Source organism: Leifsonia sp. fls2-241-R2A-40a (assembly GCF_030209575.1).
In the GTDB taxonomy this organism is placed as follows: Bacteria; Actinomycetota; Actinomycetes; order Actinomycetales; family Microbacteriaceae; genus Leifsonia.
Genome location: NZ_JARVRS010000001.1, coordinates 820704 through 841963, shown reverse-complemented (window position 1 = coordinate 841963; position 21260 = coordinate 820704). Strand labels below are relative to the sequence as shown.

At 69.8% G+C, this 21260-nt stretch carries 23 protein-coding genes; 14 read left to right on the top strand and 9 right to left on the bottom strand.

Translation table 11 applies throughout. The features are described from left to right. Nucleotides 1–64: 64 nt before the first annotated feature. On the bottom strand, nucleotides 65–823 hold the full coding sequence (locus tag QRN40_RS04140; RefSeq protein WP_285114224.1) for a DeoR/GlpR family DNA-binding transcription regulator: 759 nt from the start codon (nucleotides 821–823) through the stop codon (nucleotides 65–67). Nucleotides 824–1017: 194 nt separating this feature from the next. Between QRN40_RS04140 and QRN40_RS04135 the strand changes: the two genes are divergently transcribed. Genes QRN40_RS04135 through QRN40_RS04090 form a run of 10 tightly spaced genes read left to right on the top strand, consistent with a single transcriptional unit; the run spans nucleotide 1018 to nucleotide 11647 of the window. Continuing rightward, complete coding sequence (locus QRN40_RS04135; RefSeq protein ID WP_285114223.1) at nucleotides 1018–2349, top strand: ABC transporter substrate-binding protein; 1332 nt, start codon at nucleotides 1018–1020, stop codon at nucleotides 2347–2349. Further along, complete coding sequence (locus tag QRN40_RS04130; RefSeq protein WP_285114222.1) at nucleotides 2346–3293, top strand: carbohydrate ABC transporter permease; 948 nt, start codon at nucleotides 2346–2348, stop codon at nucleotides 3291–3293. The genes QRN40_RS04135 and QRN40_RS04130 overlap by 4 nt, the downstream gene beginning before the upstream one ends. Continuing rightward, nucleotides 3293–4126 (top strand): carbohydrate ABC transporter permease, encoded by an 834-nt coding sequence (locus QRN40_RS04125; protein WP_285114221.1) that lies wholly within the window; start codon nucleotides 3293–3295, stop codon nucleotides 4124–4126. The genes QRN40_RS04130 and QRN40_RS04125 overlap by 1 nt, the downstream gene beginning before the upstream one ends. Nucleotides 4127–4139: 13 nt before the next feature. Then, nucleotides 4140–5474, top strand: coding sequence for a family 4 glycosyl hydrolase (locus QRN40_RS04120; RefSeq protein WP_285114220.1), 1335 nt, complete (start codon nucleotides 4140–4142; stop codon nucleotides 5472–5474). After that, nucleotides 5471–6340, top strand: coding sequence for a class II fructose-bisphosphate aldolase (locus QRN40_RS04115; protein ID WP_285114219.1), 870 nt, complete (start codon nucleotides 5471–5473; stop codon nucleotides 6338–6340). Before QRN40_RS04120 ends, QRN40_RS04115 begins: the two co-directional genes overlap by 4 nt. Then, the gene (locus QRN40_RS04110; protein WP_285114218.1) at nucleotides 6337–7650 is read left to right on the top strand and encodes a D-tagatose-bisphosphate aldolase, class II, non-catalytic subunit; all 1314 of its coding nucleotides are present in this window, start codon (nucleotides 6337–6339) and stop codon (nucleotides 7648–7650) included. Before QRN40_RS04115 ends, QRN40_RS04110 begins: the two co-directional genes overlap by 4 nt. Then, nucleotides 7643–8812, top strand: a complete 1170-nt coding sequence (locus QRN40_RS04105) for an SIS domain-containing protein (RefSeq protein WP_285114217.1) — start codon at nucleotides 7643–7645, stop codon at nucleotides 8810–8812. Before QRN40_RS04110 ends, QRN40_RS04105 begins: the two co-directional genes overlap by 8 nt. Then, nucleotides 8809–9774, top strand: coding sequence for a BadF/BadG/BcrA/BcrD ATPase family protein (locus tag QRN40_RS04100; RefSeq protein WP_285114216.1), 966 nt, complete (start codon nucleotides 8809–8811; stop codon nucleotides 9772–9774). Before QRN40_RS04105 ends, QRN40_RS04100 begins: the two co-directional genes overlap by 4 nt. A gap of 23 nt (nucleotides 9775–9797) precedes the next feature. Continuing rightward, nucleotides 9798–10967 (top strand): Gfo/Idh/MocA family protein, encoded by a 1170-nt coding sequence (locus QRN40_RS04095; RefSeq protein WP_285114215.1) that lies wholly within the window; start codon nucleotides 9798–9800, stop codon nucleotides 10965–10967. Further along, complete coding sequence (locus QRN40_RS04090) at nucleotides 10964–11647, top strand: hypothetical protein (protein ID WP_285114214.1); 684 nt, start codon at nucleotides 10964–10966, stop codon at nucleotides 11645–11647. The genes QRN40_RS04095 and QRN40_RS04090 overlap by 4 nt, the downstream gene beginning before the upstream one ends. Here QRN40_RS04090 and QRN40_RS04085 read toward each other — a convergent pair. Next, nucleotides 11644–12255 (bottom strand): GNAT family N-acetyltransferase, encoded by a 612-nt coding sequence (locus tag QRN40_RS04085; RefSeq protein ID WP_285114213.1) that lies wholly within the window; start codon nucleotides 12253–12255, stop codon nucleotides 11644–11646. The genes QRN40_RS04090 and QRN40_RS04085 overlap by 4 nt on opposite strands. Before the next feature lie 184 nt (nucleotides 12256–12439). Between QRN40_RS04085 and QRN40_RS04080 the strand changes: the two genes are divergently transcribed. After that, complete coding sequence (locus QRN40_RS04080; RefSeq protein WP_285114212.1) at nucleotides 12440–13471, top strand: LCP family protein; 1032 nt, start codon at nucleotides 12440–12442, stop codon at nucleotides 13469–13471. 3 nt (nucleotides 13472–13474) lie between these two features. Here the strand turns inward: QRN40_RS04080 and QRN40_RS04075 are convergent, their stop codons facing one another. Continuing rightward, on the bottom strand, nucleotides 13475–14326 hold the full coding sequence (locus QRN40_RS04075) for an NAD(P)H-binding protein (RefSeq protein ID WP_285114211.1): 852 nt from the start codon (nucleotides 14324–14326) through the stop codon (nucleotides 13475–13477). 82 nt (nucleotides 14327–14408) lie between these two features. Between QRN40_RS04075 and QRN40_RS04070 the strand changes: the two genes are divergently transcribed. Beyond that, nucleotides 14409–15326, top strand: a complete 918-nt coding sequence (locus tag QRN40_RS04070; RefSeq protein WP_285114210.1) for an AraC family transcriptional regulator — start codon at nucleotides 14409–14411, stop codon at nucleotides 15324–15326. A gap of 36 nt (nucleotides 15327–15362) precedes the next feature. After that, nucleotides 15363–16514 (top strand): epoxide hydrolase family protein, encoded by a 1152-nt coding sequence (locus QRN40_RS04065; RefSeq protein WP_285114209.1) that lies wholly within the window; start codon nucleotides 15363–15365, stop codon nucleotides 16512–16514. A gap of 2 nt (nucleotides 16515–16516) precedes the next feature. Here QRN40_RS04065 and QRN40_RS04060 read toward each other — a convergent pair whose 3' ends face one another. After that, the gene (locus QRN40_RS04060; protein WP_285114208.1) at nucleotides 16517–17206 is read right to left on the bottom strand and encodes an aspartate/glutamate racemase family protein; all 690 of its coding nucleotides are present in this window, start codon (nucleotides 17204–17206) and stop codon (nucleotides 16517–16519) included. Nucleotides 17207–17364: 158 nt separating this feature from the next. On the opposite strand from QRN40_RS04060, the gene QRN40_RS04055 reads away from it, so the two are divergent. Continuing rightward, nucleotides 17365–18441: a DNA topoisomerase IB gene (locus QRN40_RS04055; protein WP_285114207.1), complete on the top strand. Its 1077-nt coding sequence runs from the start codon at nucleotides 17365–17367 to the stop codon at nucleotides 18439–18441. Here the strand turns inward: QRN40_RS04055 and QRN40_RS04050 are convergent. From QRN40_RS04050 to QRN40_RS04030, 5 genes are all read right to left on the bottom strand, one after another. Further along, nucleotides 18438–19442 (bottom strand): NAD(P)-dependent alcohol dehydrogenase, encoded by a 1005-nt coding sequence (locus QRN40_RS04050; RefSeq protein ID WP_285114206.1) that lies wholly within the window; start codon nucleotides 19440–19442, stop codon nucleotides 18438–18440. The two genes, QRN40_RS04055 and QRN40_RS04050, sit on opposite strands and share 4 nt — an antisense overlap. A 12-nt stretch (nucleotides 19443–19454) precedes the next feature. Continuing rightward, entirely contained in the window at nucleotides 19455–19673 is a 219-nt protein-coding gene (locus QRN40_RS04045; RefSeq protein ID WP_285114205.1) for a helix-turn-helix transcriptional regulator, read from the bottom strand. Then, nucleotides 19667–20077 carry a hypothetical protein gene (locus tag QRN40_RS04040; protein WP_285114204.1) on the bottom strand — a complete coding sequence of 137 codons (411 nt, stop codon included), beginning with the start codon at nucleotides 20075–20077 and terminating at the stop codon, nucleotides 19667–19669. Before QRN40_RS04040 ends, QRN40_RS04045 begins: the two co-directional genes overlap by 7 nt. Before the next feature lie 97 nt (nucleotides 20078–20174). Next, nucleotides 20175–20627, bottom strand: coding sequence for a universal stress protein (locus QRN40_RS04035; RefSeq protein ID WP_285114201.1), 453 nt, complete (start codon nucleotides 20625–20627; stop codon nucleotides 20175–20177). A gap of 60 nt (nucleotides 20628–20687) precedes the next feature. Continuing rightward, nucleotides 20688–21260, bottom strand: a complete 573-nt coding sequence (locus QRN40_RS04030) for an NADPH-dependent FMN reductase (protein WP_285114200.1) — start codon at nucleotides 21258–21260, stop codon at nucleotides 20688–20690.

Below are 21260 nucleotides of genomic sequence, written 5' to 3'. Positions count from 1 at the left end.
TCATTCGCACAATAAATGTGCACGAATCGAGCGGATTTCTGCGCGTTAGGCAGCCGGTGTGGGATCAGGCGCAGATGACGCGGCATCCCCGGCGCTGGATGGCGTCCACCGCCGACTGCGGAGCACGGGAGTCGGTGATGAGCACATCCACCTCGTCCATGGAGCACACGCTCGCGAGCGCGACGCGGCCGATCTTGGTGGCGTCCGCCAGCACGATCGTCATCCGTGAGCGCGCACGCATCGCTCCGTTCACGCGGGCGCCGATGGGGTCGTAGTTGGTGCAGCCTGCCTCGGTGTCGACGCCGTCCACGCCGAGGAACGAGACGTCGATGTTGTACTCCGAGAGGAACGCCTCGGCGCTCGGGCCGACCACCTCCTGGCTGCTGCTGCGCACCTCGCCGCCGGCCGCGAAGACGCGGAGTCCCGGGCTGCTCACCAGGCTCGTGGCGATGTTGAGGGCGTTGGTCACGACCGTGAGGCCCCGGCGGCCGAGCAGCTGCCGAGCGAACTCGTTCGTGGTCGTCCCGCCGGTCATGCCGACGACCCTCGCGCCGTCGAGGAAGGCGAGCGCGCTCCGTGCGATGCGGCGCTTCTCGTCCAGATCCTGCGAGGTCTTGAACCCGAGGGGGAGGTCGTTGAAGGCGACGTGCGTCGTCGCGCCACCGCGCGTGCGGCTGACCAGCTGCTGTTCTTCCAGCAGCTCCAGGTCGCGGCGGATGGTCGCCTCCGAGACGTCGAACCGTGCGGCGAGCTCGGGCACCTCCATCGAGAGGTTGTCGACGATCGCGGAGACGATGTGATGAAGGCGTTCTTTGCGCTGCACAATGGAACTATAGCGAATGAGCAGCAAAAGTGCGCGCACAATCAGTTTCTCGCCACAAGATTGTTCATTTGGGCGGAATGTGCGGTTTTCCGCTCCCATTTGTTGAAACCGTGCGCACTGCATGTCATCGTTGCTCAAATCGCGTGTCGCTCAGCACCGCCGCTGACACGCTCCCATTGCCAAGGAGGAGCACCATGACGCTCAAGCTCAGACGCAGTACCCGGAATGCCGTCATCGCCGGCGCCGTCGCCCTCGGACTCACGCTGACCGGATGCACCGGCGGCAGTGGATCCTCCGGTGGTTCCACCCAGACGAAGGGTGCGACCATCACCGTCGCCTGGATGAATCCCGCGCCCCCGAAGGCGGCCCTCGACGCGTTCACCAAGGAAACGGGCATCACCGTGAAGTGGACGAGCATCGACTGGGACAACCTCCAGACCAAGATCGCCGCAGCCGCGACCTCGAAGACCTACTTCGCCGATGTGACGGATGTGGACTGGTCGCGCGTCGGGCAGCTCAGCAAGCTCGACTGGTTCTACCCGATCGACAACTACATCGACACGAAGAAGCTGAAGGCGGACATGCCGCAGCTCACGTCGTTCGAGTCCGGCGGGAAGGTCATCGGCATCCCGTTCGACTCCTCCTACATGGTGACGACGGTCAACAAGGACCAGTTCGCCAAGGCCGGGATCACCACGATGCCGACCACGATGAGCGAGTACACCGACGACCTCAAGCAGATCAAGGCGAAGGGCATCTCGGCGACCCCGCTCAACATCCCGTTCGCAGCGGCGGAGGGCCTGTCGACCTACTGGTACGAGGCCACCGAGGCGTTCGGCGGCACGCTCCTCGATGCGAAGGGCAAGCCGCAGTTCGCCAGCCCCGACTCCGGTGGCTACAAGGCCGCCAAGTGGATGATCGACTCGCTGAAGGACGGGCTCGTCCCGGCCGGCAACATCAACGTCACCGACTCCCAGGGCATGCAGAACCTGATGGCGAAGGGCGTCGTCTCCTCGACCTTCTCGGACTACTCGGGCAACGTGGGCAGCCTCTACGACGTACCCGCCTCGTCCAGCGTGGTCGGCAAGACGGGCTACATCCCGACGCCGGGCGTCGACGGGACCACGAGCAACCTCGGTAACCCGGACGGCATCGGCATCCCGAAGCAGGCCAAGTACCCGGCCGCCGCGGCCAAGTTCATCGAGTGGATCACCGCCTCCGAGAACCAGGCCGACTTCGCCGGCGCCAACGGGCCCGACAAGGTCATGCCGAACTACCCGACACCGTCGCGTCTGTCGGCGATGAAGATCCTCACGGAGAACGGCAAGCTGGCCCAGGGCGCCGAGCTCAGCGAGCTGCTGTCGAAGTCCAAGCCGGTCTTCGCGACGGGTGCGCCGTCCTGGTACCCGGAGTTCTCGCGGTCGGTCAGCACCAACCTGCACTCCGCCGCCGTCGGCACCATCAGCGTGGACGCGGCGATCAAGGCGATCGCCGCGCAGGCGACCAAGCTGGCGAACGGCTCTTGAGCGTCGACGTCCAGTCCCGCCGCCGGCCGGGCACGTCCCGGCCGGCGGGAGGGGGTCCCACGCGTTCGCGGCTGGTCCGCCGCCTCGACTTCCTGCCCTATGGCCTCGTCGCTCCGCTCGCGATCTTCATCATCGGGCTGGCTCTCGTCCCGGCCGGGATCACCCTGGTCGAGGCGTTCTTCAAGATCCAGCCGCTGAACCCGCCGGACCGCTTCAACGGCATCGACAACTTCGTCACCCTGTTCAGCGACCCCGCCGTGGTGGCGAGCATGGGCAACACGGTGCTGTACGTCATCATCGGCGTCCTGCTGTCGACGGCGCTGGGCGTGCTGTTCGCGGTGACCCTGCAGAAGCCGTTCCGCGGCCGCTCGGTGCTCGTCGCGATCCTGATCCTGCCGTGGGCGCTGCCGGGCGTGGTCGAGGGCATCGTCTGGTCCGGCATCTGGGACAGCAACAACGGCCTGCTCAACAGCGTGCTGTCGTCGCTGCACCTGATCGACCACTACCAGGTGTTCCTCGGCCAGAACCAATTCGTGACGATCCTCGCGATCGAGCTCGTGCAGGTGTGGCAGATCACCCCGCTGTCGGCGCTGCTCGTTCTGGCGTCGCTGCAGAACATCCCCGGCGAGCTCTACGAGGCGGCCGCGCTGGACGGCGCCACCGGGTTCAACATGTTCCGCCGCATCACGCTGCCGCTCGCCCGACCGGGCATCGCCATCGCCATGGTCCAGGCCGTCATCGCGACACTCAATGTGTTCGACCAGCCCTTCGTGCTGAACGGCGCCGCCGCGACCGGCTCGTCGGTGACGATGCAGACCTACTTCATCAGCTTCCAGAACCTCGACTTCGGTCAGGGCTATGCGCTGTCCCTGCTGATCACGCTCGCCACGCTCATCGTGTCGCTGGGCGTCGTGAGGCTCGTCTACCGCCCCGTGGAGTTCTGATGAAACGACGTTCCATCGCGCGACCGATCGGTGTCGCGTTCATCCTGGTCTGGACGCTGCTGCCGCTGTACTGGGTGCTGAACACCAGCCTCCAGACCGACGCGCAGATCAGTGCGAAGCCGGCGAACTACCTGCCGCCCACGCCCTCCCTGAAGAACTACTTCACACTGCTCGGGGGCAGTGGCGACCTGGCCGACTCGGTCCGGCAGTCGACGCTCAACATCTTCATCGAGTGCACGGCGGCGACCATCGTGACCGTCGTCCTGGCCACGCTCGCGGCCTATGCGTTCGCCCGCATGAAGTTCCGCGGCCGCGACGTGCTCTTCTACGCGGTGCTCGCGACGATGGCGTTCCCCGCGTACGCCACCCTCATCCCGCTCTACCAGATGATGTCGGCGCTCGGACTGGTCAACACCTATACGGGCATCGTGCTGGTGTACATCTCCGGCTTCCTGCCCCTGGCGACCTGGATCCTCTACAACTACATGAGCAGCCTCCCGGTCGCGCTCGAGGAGGCCGGTCAGGTCGACGGGGCCAGCAGGATGCGCGTGCTCTGGCACGTCGTGCTGCCGCTCGCTCGGCCGGGCATCGTCTCGGTGGCCATCATCACGTTCCTGTCGGCCTGGGCGCAGTTCCTGTTCCCGCTGGTGCTCTCGAGCGACCTGTCGACGCAACCGCTCACGGTGGTCATCGCGGCGCTGCAGGGCCGGCACACCGTCCCGTACTCGCTGATGAGCGCGGCGGGCGTGATTGCCGTCGCGGTTCCCGCCGTGATCGCGGTCGTGCTCAACCGGTACATCGTCAGCGGACTCCTCACGGGGAGCGTCAAGTGAGAAGGAGCGCGCGATGACGCAGGAGGCGTTCGTCCTCATCGGTGCCGGAAGCACCGTGTTCACCCCCGGGCTGCTCAACGACCTGGCGCGGTCGCGCACGTTCGGCGGCGTCGCGGTGCGGCTGGTTGATGTGGTCCCGGAAGCGGCCGAGACGATGGCCCGCCTGGGCCGCCGGATCGCCGAGGCGGCGGGCTCCACGATGCGCGTCGAAGCGGTCGCCGATCGCCGGGAGGCGCTGCGGGCCGCCCGTTTCGTCGCCACGACCATCGCGGTGGGGTCAGCGGCCGGCTGGAAAGCCGACCTCGACATCCCCGAGGCGTACGGCATCCACCAGACCGTCGGCGACAGCGTCGGACCCGGCGGCGTGCTGCGCGCACTCCGCCACGTCCCCGAGCTGCTCGCGATCGCGACGGACATCGCCGATGTGGCGCCGACCGCCCAGCTGATCAACTACAGCAACCCGCTCACCGCGAACGTCCGCGCCGTCACCAAGCACACGCCGGTGAACGCGGTCGGACTGTGCCACGGGACGATGCACACCAAGGCGGCTCTCGCGGGCGACCTCGGCGTCGACCCCGAGTCGGTGAGCGCGCTGTTCGCCGGGCTGAACCACCTGTGCTGGCTCCTCGACATCCGCACCGGTTCTGAGGACCTGTATCCGCGACTGCGAGAGCTCGTGCGGACGCGGGGCGGCGGCCGAAATGCGGAGACCTCCCGCAGCGAAGGCGTGCACTCGGCGGTGTCGGCGGATCTCCTGCAGACCTTCGGGCTGTACCCCGCACCGGGCGACCGGCACGTGTCCGAGTTCTTCTCGGGCTACCTCGCCCGCGGCGGCGACGGCGGACTCGGCTGGGGACTCCAGGGCGGCCAGGACATGACGCGCGAGTACATCGACGAGAAGGGCCGGCTGTGGGACTCGCTGCGCGCCCAGGCCGAAGGGACCGAGCCCCTCGCCCCGGCGCGGAACCAGGAGGCCGAACGCCTCGTGGCCATCGCCGAGGCTCTGAGGACCGGGAACGAGCACGTCGAGCTCGCCGTCAACCTGCCGAACGCCGGGGTCATCGCGAACCTGCCTCCGGAGGCCGTCGTAGAGGTGCCCGCCGTCGTCGGCGCCCACGGCATCCACGGCGTCTCGGTCGGCCGGCTCCCGGACGCGATCGCCGCTGTGCTGACCGCGCGTGCGCAGCAGCAGGAGCTCACCGTCGAGGCCGCGGTCAGCGGCTCGCGCGAGCTCGCCCTCCAGGCGCTCGTGCTCGACCCGCTCGTCCCGGACGCGCAGATCGCCCGCGGCATCCTCGACGACGCCGTGGCGGCCGACCCGTCGCACTACGATCGCTTCGCCTCATGAGCCTCGCCAGCACCCGGAGCCTCATCGAGGAGGCGGTCGCCCAGGAGAGCGCTGTGCTCGCCTTCAACGTGATCACCCTCGAGCATGCGGAGGGGATCGTCGCCGGCGCCGAGCGCGCGGGCGTCGGGGTGATCCTGCAGATCAGCGAGAACGCGATCGCCTACCACGGCGGCCGGTTCGCGCCCCTGCTGGCGGCCTGCGGACTGGCGGCCGAGGAGAGCACCGCGCCCGTCAGCATCCACCTCGACCACATCACCGACAGCGCGCTCGCCGACGAGCTCATCCAGCAGGCCGGACGCTTCGGCGCCTCCTCGATCATGGTGGACGAGGCCCACCACGACTACGAGCTGAACGTGTCGCGCACCCGCGACGCCGCCGCCCGCGCCCACGAACGCGGGCTGTGGGTCGAGGCCGAGCTCGGTGCGATCGGCGGCAAGGAGGGCGCGCACGCGCCGGGCGTCCGGACCGACCCGGCCGAGGCCGTCTCCTTCGTCGCGGCGACCGGGGTCGACGGACTGGCCGTCGCCGTCGGATCGTCCCACGCGATGACCACGGCCGACGCACGCCTCGACCTTGCGCTCGTGGGCGAGCTGGCGCGGGTCGTCCCGGTGCCGCTGGTCCTGCACGGGTCGTCGGGAGTCCCGGTGAGCGGGCTGAACGACGCGGTGGCCGCCGGCATCTGCAAGATCAATGTCGGCACGGCGCTCAACGTCGCCTTCACCGGCCGCGTCCGGTCGTTCCTCGACTCCAACCCGTCGGCGACCGACCCGCGGCGCTACCTCGCGCCCGGACGGGACGGCATCGCCGAGACGGTCGCCGCACTCTGCACCCAGACCAGCACCACCCGATCCGAGGGAGCAGCATGACGGACCAGCTGTGGGAGACCATCCGGCGGCACAAGGCCGGCGAACCGGTCGGGGCGTACTCGGTGTGCTCCGCGCATCCCGTCGTGCTCGAGGCGGCGATCGCCCAGGCCGCCGCCGATTCGAGCTTCGTCCTCATCGAGGCGACCTCGAACCAGGTGGATCAGTTCGGCGGGTACACCGGGATGCGCCCGGCCGACTTCCGCGAGCTCGTGTACTCGATCGCGGATCAGCAGGGCTTCCCGCGCGACCGCATCGTGCTCGGCGGCGACCACCTCGGGCCCAACCGCTGGCAGGGGCTCCCGGCCGAGGAGGCGCTGGCCCACGCCGACGCCCTCGTCGCCGCGTACGTCGAGGCCGGGTACACGAAGATCCACCTCGACTGCAGCATGTCCTGCAGCGGGGATCCCGTCCCGCTCGGCGACGAGCTCGTCGCCGAGCGGAGCGCACGGCTGCTGCGCGTCGCCGAGCAGACGGCGCGCAGTCTCGGCATCGAGGGGCGGCAGCTCTACGTGATCGGCACGGAGGTGCCGGTGCCCGGCGGCGCGCACGAGACGCTGGCGGAGCTGACGCCCACATCGCCCGACGCGGCACGGCGGACGCTGGAACGGCACCGTGAGGCCTTCGCGGCCGCCGGGGTGCTGGACGCGTGGCCCCGGATCATCGCCCTCGTCGTTCAGCCCGGTGTCGAGTTCGACCACCTCCAGGTCATCGACTACCGTCGCGACCGCACCGCGGACCTGCGCGCCGTGCTCGACGACGAACCCGGGATGGTCTTCGAGGCGCACTCGACCGACTACCAGCTGGAGTCGCGGCTGACCGAGCTGGTCGACGACCACTGGGCCATCCTCAAGGTCGGTCCGGGACTCACCTTCGCGATGCGGGAGGCGCTGTTCGCGCTCGCCGCCATCGAAGACGAACTGGTGCCGGAGGCCCAGCGTTCGCACCTCGTCGGAGTGATCGAGGAGCGCATGCTGGCGGAACCCGGGTACTGGCAGGACTACTACGAGGGCGACGAGGACGAGCAGCGCATTGCGCGCCGCTACAGCTACAGCGACCGCCTCCGCTACTACTGGCCCGACTCCGAGATCGAGGCGGCCGAGGCCGTGCTGTACGCCAATCTCTCCAGCAGGACGCTGCCGCTCCCGCTGATCGCCCAGTTCCTGCCGGACCAGTACGACCGCGTCCGAGCCGGAGAGCTCGATCCCCATCCACGTTCACTCGTGACGGACAAGATCCGGGATGCCCTGCGCCCGTACGCCGCCGCCACACGCCCAATGACCGCACGCAACCAGGGGGAAATCCTTGTCTGAAACACGCCCGACCACCGCACGCCCCGACTCCAGCGGCGCCCAGTTCACCATCGGCGAGATCAGCCACCAGCCGGAGGTGTGGCGCGAGGCGGCGGCCAACATCGCGGCCGAGCGCGCCGACGTGGATGCGTTCCTCGCCCCGCTCCTCGCACGTCCCGACCTGCGCATCGTCCTGACCGGCGCCGGGACCTCCGCCTTCGTCGGCGGTGTCGCCGCGCCTGAGCTGTCGCGCCTGCTGTCGCGGCGGATCGAGGCGATCGCCACGACCGACCTCGTCTCGAACCCGCGCGAGTTCCTCGCCGAGGACGTCCCCACGCTGGTCATCTCGTTCGCGCGTTCCGGCAACAGCCCGGAGAGCGTCGCGGCCACCCGGCTGGCCGACGAGTGCCTCACCGACGTGAGTCACCTGATCGTGACGTGCGATCCGGCCGGCCGGCTCAATCTGGAGCACCAGGGCCGCGAGAAGTCCTACGTGCTGCTGATGCCCGCCGACGCCAACGACCAGGGCTTCGCGATGACGTCGAGCTTCACGTCGATGCTGCTGTCCGTGCTGCTGGTGCTCGGCGGTGGAGGCCCGGAGACGGTCGCGCCCCTCGTCGCGGCGGCGGCCGGCATCGTCGACGGCGGCTGGGATGCGATCGCCGACCTCGCCGACGACCGGTACGACCGCGTCGTCTACCTGGGCAGCGGTCCGCTCACCGCGCTCGCCCGCGAATCCGCCCTCAAGCTGCTCGAGCTGACGGCCGGGCAGGTCGTGAGCTACTACGACTCGGCCCTCGGCTTCCGGCACGGCCCGAAGTCGGTCCTCGATGAGCGCACGCTCGTCGTCGTCTTCATCTCGTCCGACGAGTACACGCGCAAGTACGACCTCGACATCTTGGCGGAGCTGCGGGATGCGCTCGATCCCTCCCGCGTCATCGCGATCGCACCCGACGGCGTCACCACGGCGGACGGCCTGTCGGTCCCGTTCGAGGGTCTCACCGCGGTGAACGACTCGTTCCTCGCCAGTGTGTACGTGGTCGTCGCCCAGATCCTCGCGCTCTCGTTCGCTCTGGGTGTCGGGACGACGCCGGACAATCCGTTCCCGAGCGGGAACGTCAACCGCGTGGTCAAGGGCGTGCGCCTGCACGCGCTCGACGAGGCCGCGAGCGGAGTCGCGTGAGTCGCTTCCTGGGCGTCGACGGCGGCGGCACCAAGACGGCGTTCGCCCTCATCGATTCCGAGAGCGGTGTCCTGGCGCGCTCGCAGCAGGCGAGCAGCGACTACTACGCTCTCGGCGTCGAGGCTGTGACCCGGACCTTCGCGGACGGAGTCGACGACATCTGCCGCCAGGCCGGGATGGCTCCGGACGCGATCGCCTTCACCGTGGTCGGACTCCCCGGCTACGGCGAGGTCAGCGCCGACCAGGCCGCGCTGGACGCCATCCCTCGCCCGGCTCTCGGTCACGACCGCTTCCTCTGCGTCAACGACATGGTCCCCGGGTGGGCGGGTTCGCTGGGTGCGGCGGACGGGATCAACGTGATCGGCGGCACCGGATCGATGACCTACGGCGAGCGGGACGGCGCCGGCCTCCGCGTCGGCGGCTGGGGCGAGCTCTTCGGCGACGAGGGGTCCGGCTACTGGATCGCCGACCGCGGTCTCAACGCCTTCACCCGGATGAGCGACGGCCGCCTTCCCCGCGGCCCGCTCTACGACCTGGTGAAGGAGCGCACAGGGATCGCGCACGACCTCGACCTGATCGGGCTCGTGCTCACCGACTGGCAGAAGCAGCGGACGCGCATCGCCGCCCTGTCCAGCACGGTCGCCGAGGCCGCGACCGCCGGCGACCCCGTCGCCGCGGACATCCTCGCCGCCGCCGGAGTGGAGCTCGCTGGTCTGGTCGAGGCCACGCGCCGGCAGCTCGGCTTCCAGGAGGACGAGCAGGTGGCTGTCTCGTACTCGGGCGGCGTGTTCCGCGCGGACGGAGTGCTCCAGGCGTTCACCGGCGAGTTGGGCCGGCTGCACGCCGGGTACGATCTGCGCGCACCCCTGTACGAACCGGACGTCGGAGCCGCGCTCTATGCGGCGAAGGTCTCCGGTGCGCCATTGACGGCGGATGCGCTGGGCTCACTGCCCCGGCGATGAACAACGGATCGGAAGGAAATGTGATGGACCTCAGGATCGGCGTCGTCGGCTACGGCAACCGCGGCAGCGTGGCGCGGGAGGCTCATCGCCCCGGCGCGGGGGCGGCCGTCGTCGCCCTCTGCGATGTGAGCGAGCGGTCGCGCCAGGAGTTCCGTGCGGACTTCCCGGACGCGACGGTCACGAGCAGCCTCGACGAGCTGCTCGCCCTCGACCTCGATGCGGTCCTCGTGCTGACGCCGGACGACCAGCACGCGGGCGTGGCCATCCCAGCGCTCGAGGCCGGCGTGGCGGTGTTCTGCGAGAAGCCGCTGGCGATCTCGATCGACGACTGCGACCGCATCCTCGAGGCCGCCCGCCGCACCGGCTCGCGACTGTACGTCGGACACAACATGCGGCACATGCCGGTGATCACGCTGATGCGCAGGCTGATCCAGGAGGGTCGCATCGGCGAGGTCAAAGCGGTGTGGTGCCGTCACTTCGTCGGCAACGGCGGCGACTACTACTTCAAGGACTGGCACGCCGATCGGTCCAAGTCGGTGGGCCTGCTGCTGCAGAAGGGCGCGCACGACCTCGATGTCATCCACTGGCTGGCGGGCGGATACTCGAGCCGTGTCCAGGCGTTCGGCTCGCTGAGCGTCTATGGGGCCATCGACGACCGCCGCGACCGCTCGGGCGAGCGGGTCGGCGACTGGTTCAGTCTCGACAACTGGCCGCCCACCGCGAGCGAAGGCCTGAACCCCGTGATCGACGTCGAGGACATCTCGCAGGTCAACATGGTGCTCGACAACGGCGTGCTGGCCTCGTACGAGCAGTGCCACTTCACGCCCGACTACTGGCGCAACTACACGGTCATCGGCACCGAGGGGCGCATCGAGAACTTCGGGGACGACGCCGGATCCGAGGTCGGGCTCTGGAACCGCCGGCACCCGACCGCGGCACCCGCCGACGAGACGTTCGTGGTGTCCGACGGGATCGGCGGCCACGGGGGAGCGGACTCCGTCATGGTCACCGAGTTCCTCGAGTTCGTGCGCAGCGGCACCGCAGTGCAGACCTCCCCGGTCGCCGCCCGGAACGCCGTCGCGACGGGCCTGGTGGCCACCGCATCCCTCCGAGGAGACGGCAGCGCCCTGCCGGTGCCCCCGCTCGCCACGGACCTCGTGGAGTACTTCGCCGCCGGCCAGCCCGCGCGATGACCTCCCCCCGCGAAGCGGCCGAGCCGCGCCACGCGTTGCGCGACATGCTCGCGTCCGGCCGCCGGCATCCCGTGCCCGGTGTCGGCCGGCAGGAACTCGTCACGGCGATGGACGCGTTGCGCGACGAGGCGATCGCTGCGCTGGTCGCTCGGGGACTTCCTCCCGCTGACGCTGCTGACTCGCTCGCCGACATCCCCAGGAAATTGGAGCTGTACGGCGAACTGGTCGACGTCGACTGGCTGCTGGCGGTGTTCACCGGCCAGGTCGTCACCCTCGGTCGCCTGCAGTTCGAGGTGGAGCCCGAGGGGGCCGGCCGCAGCATCCACATCCCGGAGACCGGGCCGTTGACGCCCGCGTCCGTCGACGACGCGATCGCCCGGGCGGCCGAGTGGTTCGGAGACGACGTGCCTCTGGTGTGCGACAGCTGGGTGTTCGACGACCGGCTGCGCGACCTTCCGGCGACCAGCAACCTGCGCCGCTTCATCGAGCGCTTCGACGTGCCGCCCACCGTCCCGGACCTGGAGGGCGCGCGGAGCCTGGCGAAGTTCGTGTTCCGGTCGACGCCCGCGCGGGTGACGGCTGCTCCTCTGCGCCCGAACGCGAACGCTGTCGAACGCATCGCCTACGCGGCGCTGGCCGGCGACGGGCTGTGGAGCAAGCCGCTGGCGACGCTGCGCTAGGGCGTGCCGAGCGCGCCCTGGGCGTAGGCGAGGTAGGCGCCGGACTGCCCGGGCTGCTGGACCCGGAACACGGGGCGGAGGCCGACCTGCTCGAGCACGGCGACCTGCTGCGGAACCTCCTCGTTGGTCATCATGACCAGATCGTCGAGACCCCAGTCGTCCGTGATCCAGCGGAGCACAGCGGCGAGCAGGCGCCGGTCGAGCCCGTCGTCGAGCCGCGAGCTGCGCACCCAGAAACTCACCGTGCCGCGGACCCGGTCCCATCGGTCGTCGGCCAGAGGCGTGATCTCCGCGGTCGTGTACGAGCGCGCGTCACCGGGCATGAAGTAGACGCAACCGAGGCACTCGGACTCGTCCGGCGTCAGCACCGTGTAGGTGAAGCGCCGCCCGTCGCGGTGCCCGTGCTCCAGCCCTTCGACGTCGGAGAGGTCCTCCTCGAGCGTGAAGTCGTCGGCCGGCCATCCGGTCTGCTCCCACGGCCGCAATTGCTCGCGGCTCGCCATCACGGCCTCGTAGTCGAGCTCGACATCGGCGGCGACGAGCGGACGGAGCACGAACTCCGGCGTCGTCAGCCGCTCGGGCACGGAGACCAGATCGGCGAAGTCCACGTGGTGATGCTAACGCGCAGCGAAGTCACGACCTCAGCGAGTCCCCTGAAGTGGGGTACAAACGTGTCCTCTAAAAATAGGACAAAACCCAGAGTTACGTCGTACCCTCATCAATAGATGAGCAAAGCTCACCTAGAAAACCCGACGATGCGTCCCCGATCAGACGCGAAGGAGGGCGAGGATCTTGGTCTCCTACGCCGTTCACCACACCCCGCACTACGAGACGCCCCGGCGCCGCCACCACTGGTGGTTCGTCGCCCTGGCCATCGTCGTCGCCGCCATAGCCGCCGTGGTCGCCGTCGTCTTCGGCGGCGGCGCGATCTACGCGGGCTCCGTCGCGTCGACCTTCGACTCGCATGTGTCGCACATCCAGCAGGCGTTCCCGGCGTCGGGGACGCGGCCGGCGGCGACCCAGACGGGTGCGATGAACATCCTGCTCCTCGGATCGGACTCCCGCGGCGCCCCCACGGACGTGGGCTCCACCGGCGTCTCGAACCAGCGCGCGGACACGATGATGCTCGTCCACATCGATGCGGACCGTCAGAACGTCTACGTGATCTCGATCATGCGCGACATGTGGGTGCCGATTCCCGGGAACGGGTCAGCCAAGATCAATGCTGCGCTCGCGTGGGGCGGCACTCCGCTCGTGGTGCAGACCCTCGAGCAGCTGCTCGGAGCTCGGATCGACCATGTCGCCATCGTCGACTTCAGCGGCCTCAAGGACATGACGAACGTGCTCGGAGGCCTGGACGTCGACAGCCCGGTGGCCTTCACGACCGTCAGGGCCCCGCACTACAGCTTCGTGAAAGGGATGAACCACGTCGACGGCGACCAGGCGCTCGCCTTCGCCCGGGAGCGGTACGCCTTCCCCACCGCGGACTACCAGCGTGTGGCCGACCAGCAGGCGCTGATCCGGGCCTTCGGCTCCAAGCTGATGAGCTTCTCCGTCCTCACCGACCCGGGCAAGCTCACGGCCTTCGCGGCCGCCACCGGCTCTTACGTGAGTGTCGACCAGGGCTTCGGGCTGCAGACGATGCTGGGGCTGGCCGCCAGCATGCGGTTGTCGGGTCTGTCGAGCATCCACACCTTCACCCTCCCGACCGCCGGGACGGGGACGTCGGCAGACGGGCAGTCCATCGTGAACGTCGACCCGGCCGCGATCGCGCAGCTCCGCACAGCCCTCGCGAACGACACGCTCTCGACGTTCACGAAGTAGGGGTCAGCTCGGCGACGCCGATCTCGAGTTCCGGCTCGATGCCCACGTGGCTGCAGGCACCTCCCTTCGCGCCCAGTCCTCGAACGGGGTCGCCGGGCGGCCGAGCACTGTCTCCACATCCGCGCTGAGATACTCGTCGGCGCCCGATGCGATGCCGCGCAGCATCGCCATGCGCCACTCGATGTACCCCGCGGGAAGGCCCTGCGCCTGCAGTCGCTCGACGTGGGCCTCATCCGGCTCGGGGATGTAGCGGACGGCGGTGCCGGAAACGTTCGACAGCGTCGCTGCAGCTTCCTCGAAGTCGAGCGAGCGCGGGCCCGAGAGCTCCAGGATCCGATCGCCATAGCCATGTTCGGTCAGAGCGGCCGCCGCCACGTCGGCGATGTCCTGCACGTCGATGAACGGCTCTCGGCCGCCCGCGACCGGGGCGAAGATCACTCCGCCGTCCGGCACGAACATCGCCTCCGTGAAGTTCTGAGCGAAGTGGGCGGGCCGAAGGATGGTCCAGCTGAGCGGCCCGTTGCGCAGGGCCGCCTCCGCGTGTGCGACCGCGCCGTCCGGCAGGAACTCGACGCCGCGAGCGGAGAGAAGCACCGCGCGGCCCACGCCGTGCTCGGCGGCAGTCGTGAGGAACCGATCGAGCAGCGGGCTCCAATCCGTCGCAGAGCCCGGGCCGACGATGAAGACGCCATCCACACCCGTCAGCGCAGCGGACCAGGTGGTCTCATCGCGCCAGTCGAAGGGAGGCGTGGAGGTCCGGCCCACGGCGCGGACGTCGTGGCCGTTCGCGCGCAGGCGGTCCGTGAGGCGGCGGCCGACTTTGCCGGTCCCGCCGAGGAGAAGGAGTGTGGACATGACATGGGATGCTACGCACGCTGAGCCGGACGTAAAATGTCTGATCCATCCCACTTCATTCGTCATCGTCTAGGCTGCCCGCATGGATGTGCTCAGCGATGTACTCGAACGGGCGCGTGCGCGCGGCGGTGTCTTCTCTGTGCTGAGACGCGTCGAGCCATGGGGGCTGTCCTTTGCGGGCGAGCGGGAGCTGACCGCTCACATCCTCCTCGATGGTCGTGCCTGGCTCGAACAGGAGGGCGCGGCTCCGGTCGAATTGGAGCGGTACGCCGTGCTGCTGATGACTGCGGGAGCGGAGTATGCGATCGTCAGCTCGCCCGGGGCGCCGCGCGAGCGCATCGGTGACGCACGGGCGACGGGCACCTCGACCGCGGACGGATCGGCGGCGACAGTGCTGTGCGGCGCATACACCCTGGAGGGCAGCGTGGGGGCGGCCGTGCTGGCGGACCTTCCCCGGCCGGTGCTCATTCCTGCGGCCTGGCAGGAGCCGGCCCAGCGCGCGGCGGTCGGACTGCTCGCCGAGGAGGCAGCGCGTGAGACTCCCGGTCAGCAGGCTCTCCTCGATCGGCTCCTCGACACCAACCTGGTGTACGCGCTCCGGGCGTGGTGGCAGCACTCGGCGGCAGCCGCACCAGGATGGTTCACCGCTCTCGCGGACGACCCGCTCCGCCGAGTGCTGGAGGCGATCCACGACCACCCGGATGACTCGTGGACGCTTCCCGAGCTGGCGCGGGTCGCGCGGATTTCCCGTTCCGGTCTGGCAGCCCGCTTCCGGCAGCAGGTCGGGGTTCCGCCCGCCGCCTACCTCACCGCGGTCCGCATGCAGCGTGCGGAGGAGACCCTGCGCTACACCGACGCCACGCTCGCCGAGGTCGCGGCCGGCGTGGGGTACAGCAACCCCTTCGCCTTCGCGACTGCCTTCCGACGGCACCACGGGATGCCGCCGGGTCGCTGGAGGCAGCGCGCGCGAGAGGCCGAGGCGGGTGCCGAACCGTTCTGATCGCACTCGTCGCCGTGTCGTCCTAGATTGAGGGATATGGCCATCCCGTTCGACATCGGTGCCGCGGATCTGACGGACCTCCAGGCGCGCCTCCGGTCTACCCGCTGGCCCGAACGATGGCCGCTCGACGGGACAGCTGAGGCCTGGAGTGCGGGCACCGATCCGTCCGTCCTGCGCACCCTGGTCGAATACTGGGCCGACGGCTTCGACTGGGAGTCGCAGCGGCGCCGGATCGAGGCTCTGCCGTGGAGCGTTTCTGAGGTGGACGGGGCGCCGATCGCCTATCTCCGCTTCGATGCCGAACATCCGGGCCGCCTTCCGATCGTGCTCACCAACGGCTGGCCGAGCACGGCGCTGGAGCTGGTGCCCCTGGCGGAGCGCTTGGCGACGCCCTCCCGCTTCGGCGGGGATGCGCGTTTAGCGATGACGGTGATCATCCCGGCGCTCCCCGGCTTCCCCTTCTCCCCGCAGCGGCCGTCGCTTCCCGCATCCGGTGCGGACGACGGCACCCGAGAGCAGACCCACGAGCTGTGGCACCGGCTGATGACCGGCCTCGGTTTCGACCGTTACGTGGCGCACGGAGGCGACCTCGGTGCGGGGATCACCTCCCGGCTGGCGCAGGCGCATCCCGAGGCCGTCGCCGGCATCCACCTCCTCGCCGTCGCCGCTCCGGTGACGTTCGACGAGGCCACGCTGACGCCGGAGGAGCGGGAGCACCTGCGCCGGGTGGATGCGTGGGTCGCCTCCGAAGGCGCCTACCAGCATCAGCAGCAGACGCGACCGCTCACCCTCGCGCCCGCGCTCTCCGACTCGCCTGCGGGGCTGCTCTCCTGGATCCTCGAGAAGCACCGGGCCTGGAGCGACTGCGGCGGCGACGTCTTCACCCGCTTCACCCCGGATTACCTACTCACCCTGGCCTCCGCGTACTGGTTCACGAACTCCATCGGCACATCGTTCCGCCCGTACTGGGAGTTCGCGGCGGGCCTGGTCACCCGGGTCGAGTGGGTGGAGGTACCGACCGCAGTCGCCCTGTTCCCGCACGACCTGTCCAGGCCACCGCGCAGCTGGGCGGAGCGCAGCTACCGGGTCACCCGGTTCAGCCGCATGCCGCGCGGCGGCCACTTCGCCCCGCACGAGGAGCCCGACCTGCTCGCCGCGGACATCACGGCCTTCGCGAGCGCGCTCTGACGTCAGTCCAGCGAGAAGTCCACGGCCGCCGTCGCGTGGAGCGCAGTGGTCGGGAAGACCGGGACCGGCGAATCCTCGGGCCCGATGAGGAGTTCGATCTCGGTGCATCCCAGGATGACGCCCTGTGCGCCCTGGCCGACGAGGTCGGCGATCGCGCGCTGGTAGACCTCGCGCGATCCCGCGTCGACGATCCCGCGCACGAGCTCGTCGTAGATGATCCGGTTGAGTTCGGCCTGTGCGGGAGGAGCGGGCACGATCACGCGGAGGCCGTGCTGCTCCAGCCGATCGCGGTAGAACGTCTCCTGCATGGTGAACCTGGTTCCGAGCAGGGCGACCGACGTGATGCCTGCGGAGAGGACGGCCCGGGCGGTTACGTCGCCCAGGTGCAGCAGGGGGATGCGGACGGCAGCCTGGATGCGGTCGGCGACCTTGTGCATGGTGTTCGTGCAGAGGACGACGCAGTCCGCGCCCGCACGCTCCAGGTGGACCGCTTCGGCGGCGAGGAGCTCGCCGGCCCGATCCCAGTCGCCGTCCGACTGCAGCCGCTCGATCTCGGCGAAGTCCACCGAGACCATCACGAGGTCGGCGGAGTGCAGGCCGCCGAGCCGATCGCGAACGCCCTCGTTGATCAGCTGGTAGTAGAGCGCGCTGCTCTCCCAGCTCATGCCGCCCAGGAGCCCGATCCGTCTCATGCGATGCCCTCCCTGACGTCACGTCGGCTGCCGGAGCCGGCGCAGTGGTTGCGCCGAATGTACCCGATGCAGAGCATCCACGGGACCGGCGAGCGATCTAGGGTGGGGCTGAGCGCACGGGCGACCCTCGGGCGACAGGGGAGGAGCGGTATCCAGCAGTGAGCGCATCCACCACGACCGGGGACGACCGGCAGTTGCCGGGCGGCGCGGCGTACCGCCATGTGGTCAGACCGCACGGATTCCACCGGCTGGGCACGCGTCCGGAGCGCTGGGTCGACTCCGCCGGGGAACCGGTCACCGCTCCGGCCGACCTGGAGAGGCTCGCCCGGCTGGCCATCCCTCCCGCCTGGACCAACGTGTGGGCCGCGGCGGATGCCGGCGGCCGGGTGCAGGCGACCGGCGTCGACCTGCGCGGCCGCACCCAATACCGCTACTCCGATGAGGCGCGGGCGGACGCCGAGAGGGACAAGTTCGCTCGCCTGGTCGAGTTCGCGGCGGCGCTGCCGGAGATCCGCCGAACCGTGGACGGGCACCTTCAGGAGGATGCCGCGCCCGATGTACGGGACGTCGAACGGTCGACCGCAGCGGTCGTGCGGCTGCTGGACCGCGGACTCTTCCGCGTCGGCAACGAGCGCTACGCACGCGACAACGAGACGTACGGCTTGACGACGCTGCGCCGGGAGCATGTGCAGGTGGGCGGCCCGCTGATGACGTTCACCTTCGTCGGCAAGGAGCACATCCCGCACCGCATCGCGGTCGAGGATGACGCGGCCGCGACGGTCGTCGGCCGGTTGCTGCGACAGGAGCCGCATCCCGAGGGGAGGCTGTTCGCGCTTCCCGACCCGCCGATCTGGCGGCTGGTCGACAGTGCGACGGTGAACTCGTACCTGCACACGTACGGCGGGTGCGCCGTGACGGCGAAGGTCTTCCGGACCTGGGGCGCCACCGTCGCCGCCTGCACGATCGTCGCGGGCGCGCGCGTAGTGGACCCGCCGCGCACGCGGCGGGACACCTCCCTCTATGCGTACGACGGCGCCGCGCTGCTGCTCGGCGACACTCCGACGGTCGCCCGGGCGTCGTACGTGCACCCCGACGCCCAGCGCATCGGGTCGTCCGCGGCCGTACAGACAGCGGTCGCTGCGGCGATCGCCGAAGCGGCGGACGACGACTTCACCCGCATCTACCAGGACGGCGACGTCCAGGCCGCAGTTCTCGGGGAGCTGAAGCCCGCCTAGGGCGCGACCACGATCTTGGCGCGCGCGTGGCCAGTGCCGACGTGATCCACGGCCTCCGCCGTGCGCTCCAGCGGGTACACGGCGTCGATCACGGGCCGCAGCGTTCCCTCGGCCGCCAGTGCGGCGAGCTCCCGCAGGTCGTCCGTCCGCTCGCGGGCCATGAGCCCGACGAGTTGCTGCTGCGTGAAACGGTCGAGCAGCGCCGCACCGAAGGTGCGCTGGATGCCGCCGAGCAGCGCCCCGCCGGACTCGCCGCCCACCAGCACGACCGACCCCGTCGGCGAGAGGATGCGCCGCAGCGCGGCCAGCGGGCGGTTGCCCGCGGTGTCGATGATCGCGTCGTAGATCCGTCCGAGAGCGAGGACGTCGGTGGTCGTGTAGTCGAGCACCTCCACGGCGCCGAGCTCCCGGACCAGCGGCGCCTTCGGCCCGCTGCAGACGCCCGTCACCCGGCCGCCGCGCGCCACGGCCAGCTGGACGGCGAGGTGGCCGACTCCGCCGGCCGCCCCGAGGACGAGGACCGCGTCCCCATCGCGGATGCCCGCCCGCTTCACCGCTTGGAGGGCCGTCACCCCGGACACCGGAAGAGCGGCCGCCTCCTCGAAGCCGACGCCGTCCGGGATCCCGACGAGATCGTCGGCCTTCGCGACGACGAACTCGGCGAGGGCGCCGTCGGCCGAGCCGAACACCGCGTCGCCGACGCGCCTGCCGTGCGCGGATCCGGTCGTGACTGCGTCGGTGCCCACCGCCTCCACGACACCGGCGAACCCGAGGCCACGCACACGGGCCTTCGGCCCGCTCCAGCCGAATCCGATCGCCCGCATCAGGTACGGTCGGCCGGTCGTCAGGTGCCAGGTCCCCGCATCGACGCCCGCCGCGCGCACCCGGACGAGCACCTCGCCGGGGGCGGGCGAGGGCACCGGGATGCTCTCCACGTGCAGAACGCTGGGCGGCCCGTACGAGTCCTGGGTCACCGCGCGCATCATCGATGTCGTCTCCATCACCGTTCGCTCTCAGTCCTCGGGGTAGTGGAAGACGTCGTCGAGCGGGACCCCGAACACCCGCGCGAGCTGGAACGCCATCTCGAGTGAGGGGGAGTACCGCCCCTGCTCGACGGCGATGATGGTCTGGCGGGTCACGCCGACCCGGTCGGCGAGTTCCGCCTGGGTCATCTCCCCGGCTGCGAACCGCAGCGCGCGGAGCGAGTTGGTCACCCGCGTCGGCTTCACCATGCGGGCATCCCGCGACGGTAGGCGATGAGACGCGCGATCGAACCGACCACTGCGGAGAGGACGAAGGCCAGGTAGACGGCGTTCGCGATCCAGAACCAGGGGGCCTCGAACAGCGCCAGGACGAGTGCGGCCACGCCACCCACGACGACGAAGGCGCCCCCGATGCGCTCGCCGAACGCGTGGACCTCGCGGTCGCGCTGATCCCGCTTGTCGGCCTCTCTGGGATTGCTGATTCCCAGCACGATGCTCGCCGCGATGTTCACGGCGATCGCTCCGCCGATCGTCCACAGGAGCAACGGGACATAGGATTCCGCGCCGAACGCGGCCAGCAGCACCAGGTAGGTGGCGTAGCCGACGACCGCCGTCACCAGGAACACCCAGGAGTTCTTCTCGTCGAATGTCACTGGACACCTCTCATGTCAAACTTTCTAGACATGTCGAGGGTAAAGCAGCGGTTACATCGTGTCAAGAATTACTTACATGTCGCCTTCGATGCCACCCCTAGCGGGCGACGAGCACCGGGCATGGCGCGTGCGCCGTGCACTGGGCGCTGACCGAACCGAGCAGCAGTCCTTCGAACCCTCCGTGCCCGCGCGAGCCGACGATCAGCATCGCGGCGCCGGCGCTGTGCTCGAGCAGGACCTTGGCCGGACTGCCGTAGAGCACGAGCGGGGTCAGCAGGGTCGGGCGGTCTGTGCCGTACGCCGCCGTCAGCGCCACGTCGAGCGTGTCCTCCGCGGCCTCTTCGAACGTGGGGTCCTCGGCCTCCGCCTCCGGGTTCGTCCGGGGCGGGTAGGTCCAGGTGGTCACGGCCTCGATCCGCGCGCCCAGCGCGCGGGAGATCAGATCGGCCTGCTGGAGCGCCTTGATCGACGGCTCGGACCCATCCACCCCCACCACGATCCGGGGCTGCGCCGTGCGGGTGTCCTGTTCGGGCAGCGGGGACTCGTCCATGGGATCAGGATGCGCCGAGCGCGACCGCCGCGCTAGAGCCCGCTGGCGCTGCCGCGCGCGTCAGGTGTCGGCGCCCGCCCGGATCGGCGCGAGCGCGGCGGCGAGCGTCGAGAGCTCTTCGAGCTCGTGGGCGAGGATGCTCTGCTCCTTCGCCTGCGGCTGGAACACGCCGTCCACGACCTGCTTACCGCCGAACGTCAGCTCCACGTTCGCCCCGACTCGGACGAGGCCCAGGCCGGTCGTGGTCGCGAGCAGCCCGACGACTCCGCGCGTGCCGCTCGAGACCCCGCCATAGCTGACGAAGCCGACCGGCTTCCGCCACCACTCGTTGCTCAGGTAGTCGAGCGCGTTCTTCAGCGCGGGCGAATAGCTGTAGTTGTACTCGGGCGTGACGAAGATGAACGCCTCGGCGGCTTCCACGCGCTTGCTCCACGCGATCGTGTGCGGCTTGGTGTACTGCTTCAGCCGCGGGTGGTTCGGCTCGTCCATGAAGGGGAGGGCCAGCTCGCGGAGGTCGACGAAGTCGATGTCGAACCGGTTCGTCTTCTCGGCTTCCTCCCTCACCCACTCGGCGATCGGGAGGCCGACACGTCCCTCGCGGACGCTTCCAACGATGATCATCAAGTTCGTCAT

What these genes read in the sequence shown, in the direction of transcription:
- QRN40_RS04135 (WP_285114223.1), top strand. Translation starts at nt 1,018, where the DNA reads ATGACGCTCAAGCTCAGACGCAGTACCCGGAATGCCGTCATCGCCGGC.
- QRN40_RS04125 (WP_285114221.1), top strand. Translation starts at nt 3,293, where the DNA reads ATGAAACGACGTTCCATCGCGCGACCGATCGGTGTCGCGTTCATCCTG.
- QRN40_RS04120 (WP_285114220.1), top strand. Translation starts at nt 4,140, where the DNA reads ATGACGCAGGAGGCGTTCGTCCTCATCGGTGCCGGAAGCACCGTGTTC.
- QRN40_RS04115 (WP_285114219.1), top strand. Translation starts at nt 5,471, where the DNA reads ATGAGCCTCGCCAGCACCCGGAGCCTCATCGAGGAGGCGGTCGCCCAG.
- QRN40_RS04110 (WP_285114218.1), top strand. Translation starts at nt 6,337, where the DNA reads ATGACGGACCAGCTGTGGGAGACCATCCGGCGGCACAAGGCCGGCGAA.
- QRN40_RS04095 (WP_285114215.1), top strand. Translation starts at nt 9,798, where the DNA reads ATGGACCTCAGGATCGGCGTCGTCGGCTACGGCAACCGCGGCAGCGTG.
- QRN40_RS04090 (WP_285114214.1), top strand. Translation starts at nt 10,964, where the DNA reads ATGACCTCCCCCCGCGAAGCGGCCGAGCCGCGCCACGCGTTGCGCGAC.
- QRN40_RS04075 (WP_285114211.1), bottom strand. Translation starts at nt 14,326, where the DNA reads ATGTCCACACTCCTTCTCCTCGGCGGGACCGGCAAAGTCGGCCGCCGC.
- QRN40_RS04070 (WP_285114210.1), top strand. Translation starts at nt 14,409, where the DNA reads ATGGATGTGCTCAGCGATGTACTCGAACGGGCGCGTGCGCGCGGCGGT.
- QRN40_RS04065 (WP_285114209.1), top strand. Translation starts at nt 15,363, where the DNA reads ATGGCCATCCCGTTCGACATCGGTGCCGCGGATCTGACGGACCTCCAG.
- QRN40_RS04060 (WP_285114208.1), bottom strand. Translation starts at nt 17,206, where the DNA reads ATGAGACGGATCGGGCTCCTGGGCGGCATGAGCTGGGAGAGCAGCGCG.
- QRN40_RS04050 (WP_285114206.1), bottom strand. Translation starts at nt 19,442, where the DNA reads ATGGAGACGACATCGATGATGCGCGCGGTGACCCAGGACTCGTACGGG.
- QRN40_RS04045 (WP_285114205.1), bottom strand. Translation starts at nt 19,673, where the DNA reads ATGGTGAAGCCGACGCGGGTGACCAACTCGCTCCGCGCGCTGCGGTTC.
- QRN40_RS04035 (WP_285114201.1), bottom strand. Translation starts at nt 20,627, where the DNA reads ATGGACGAGTCCCCGCTGCCCGAACAGGACACCCGCACGGCGCAGCCC.
- QRN40_RS04030 (WP_285114200.1), bottom strand. Translation starts at nt 21,260, where the DNA reads ATGACGAACTTGATGATCATCGTTGGAAGCGTCCGCGAGGGACGTGTC.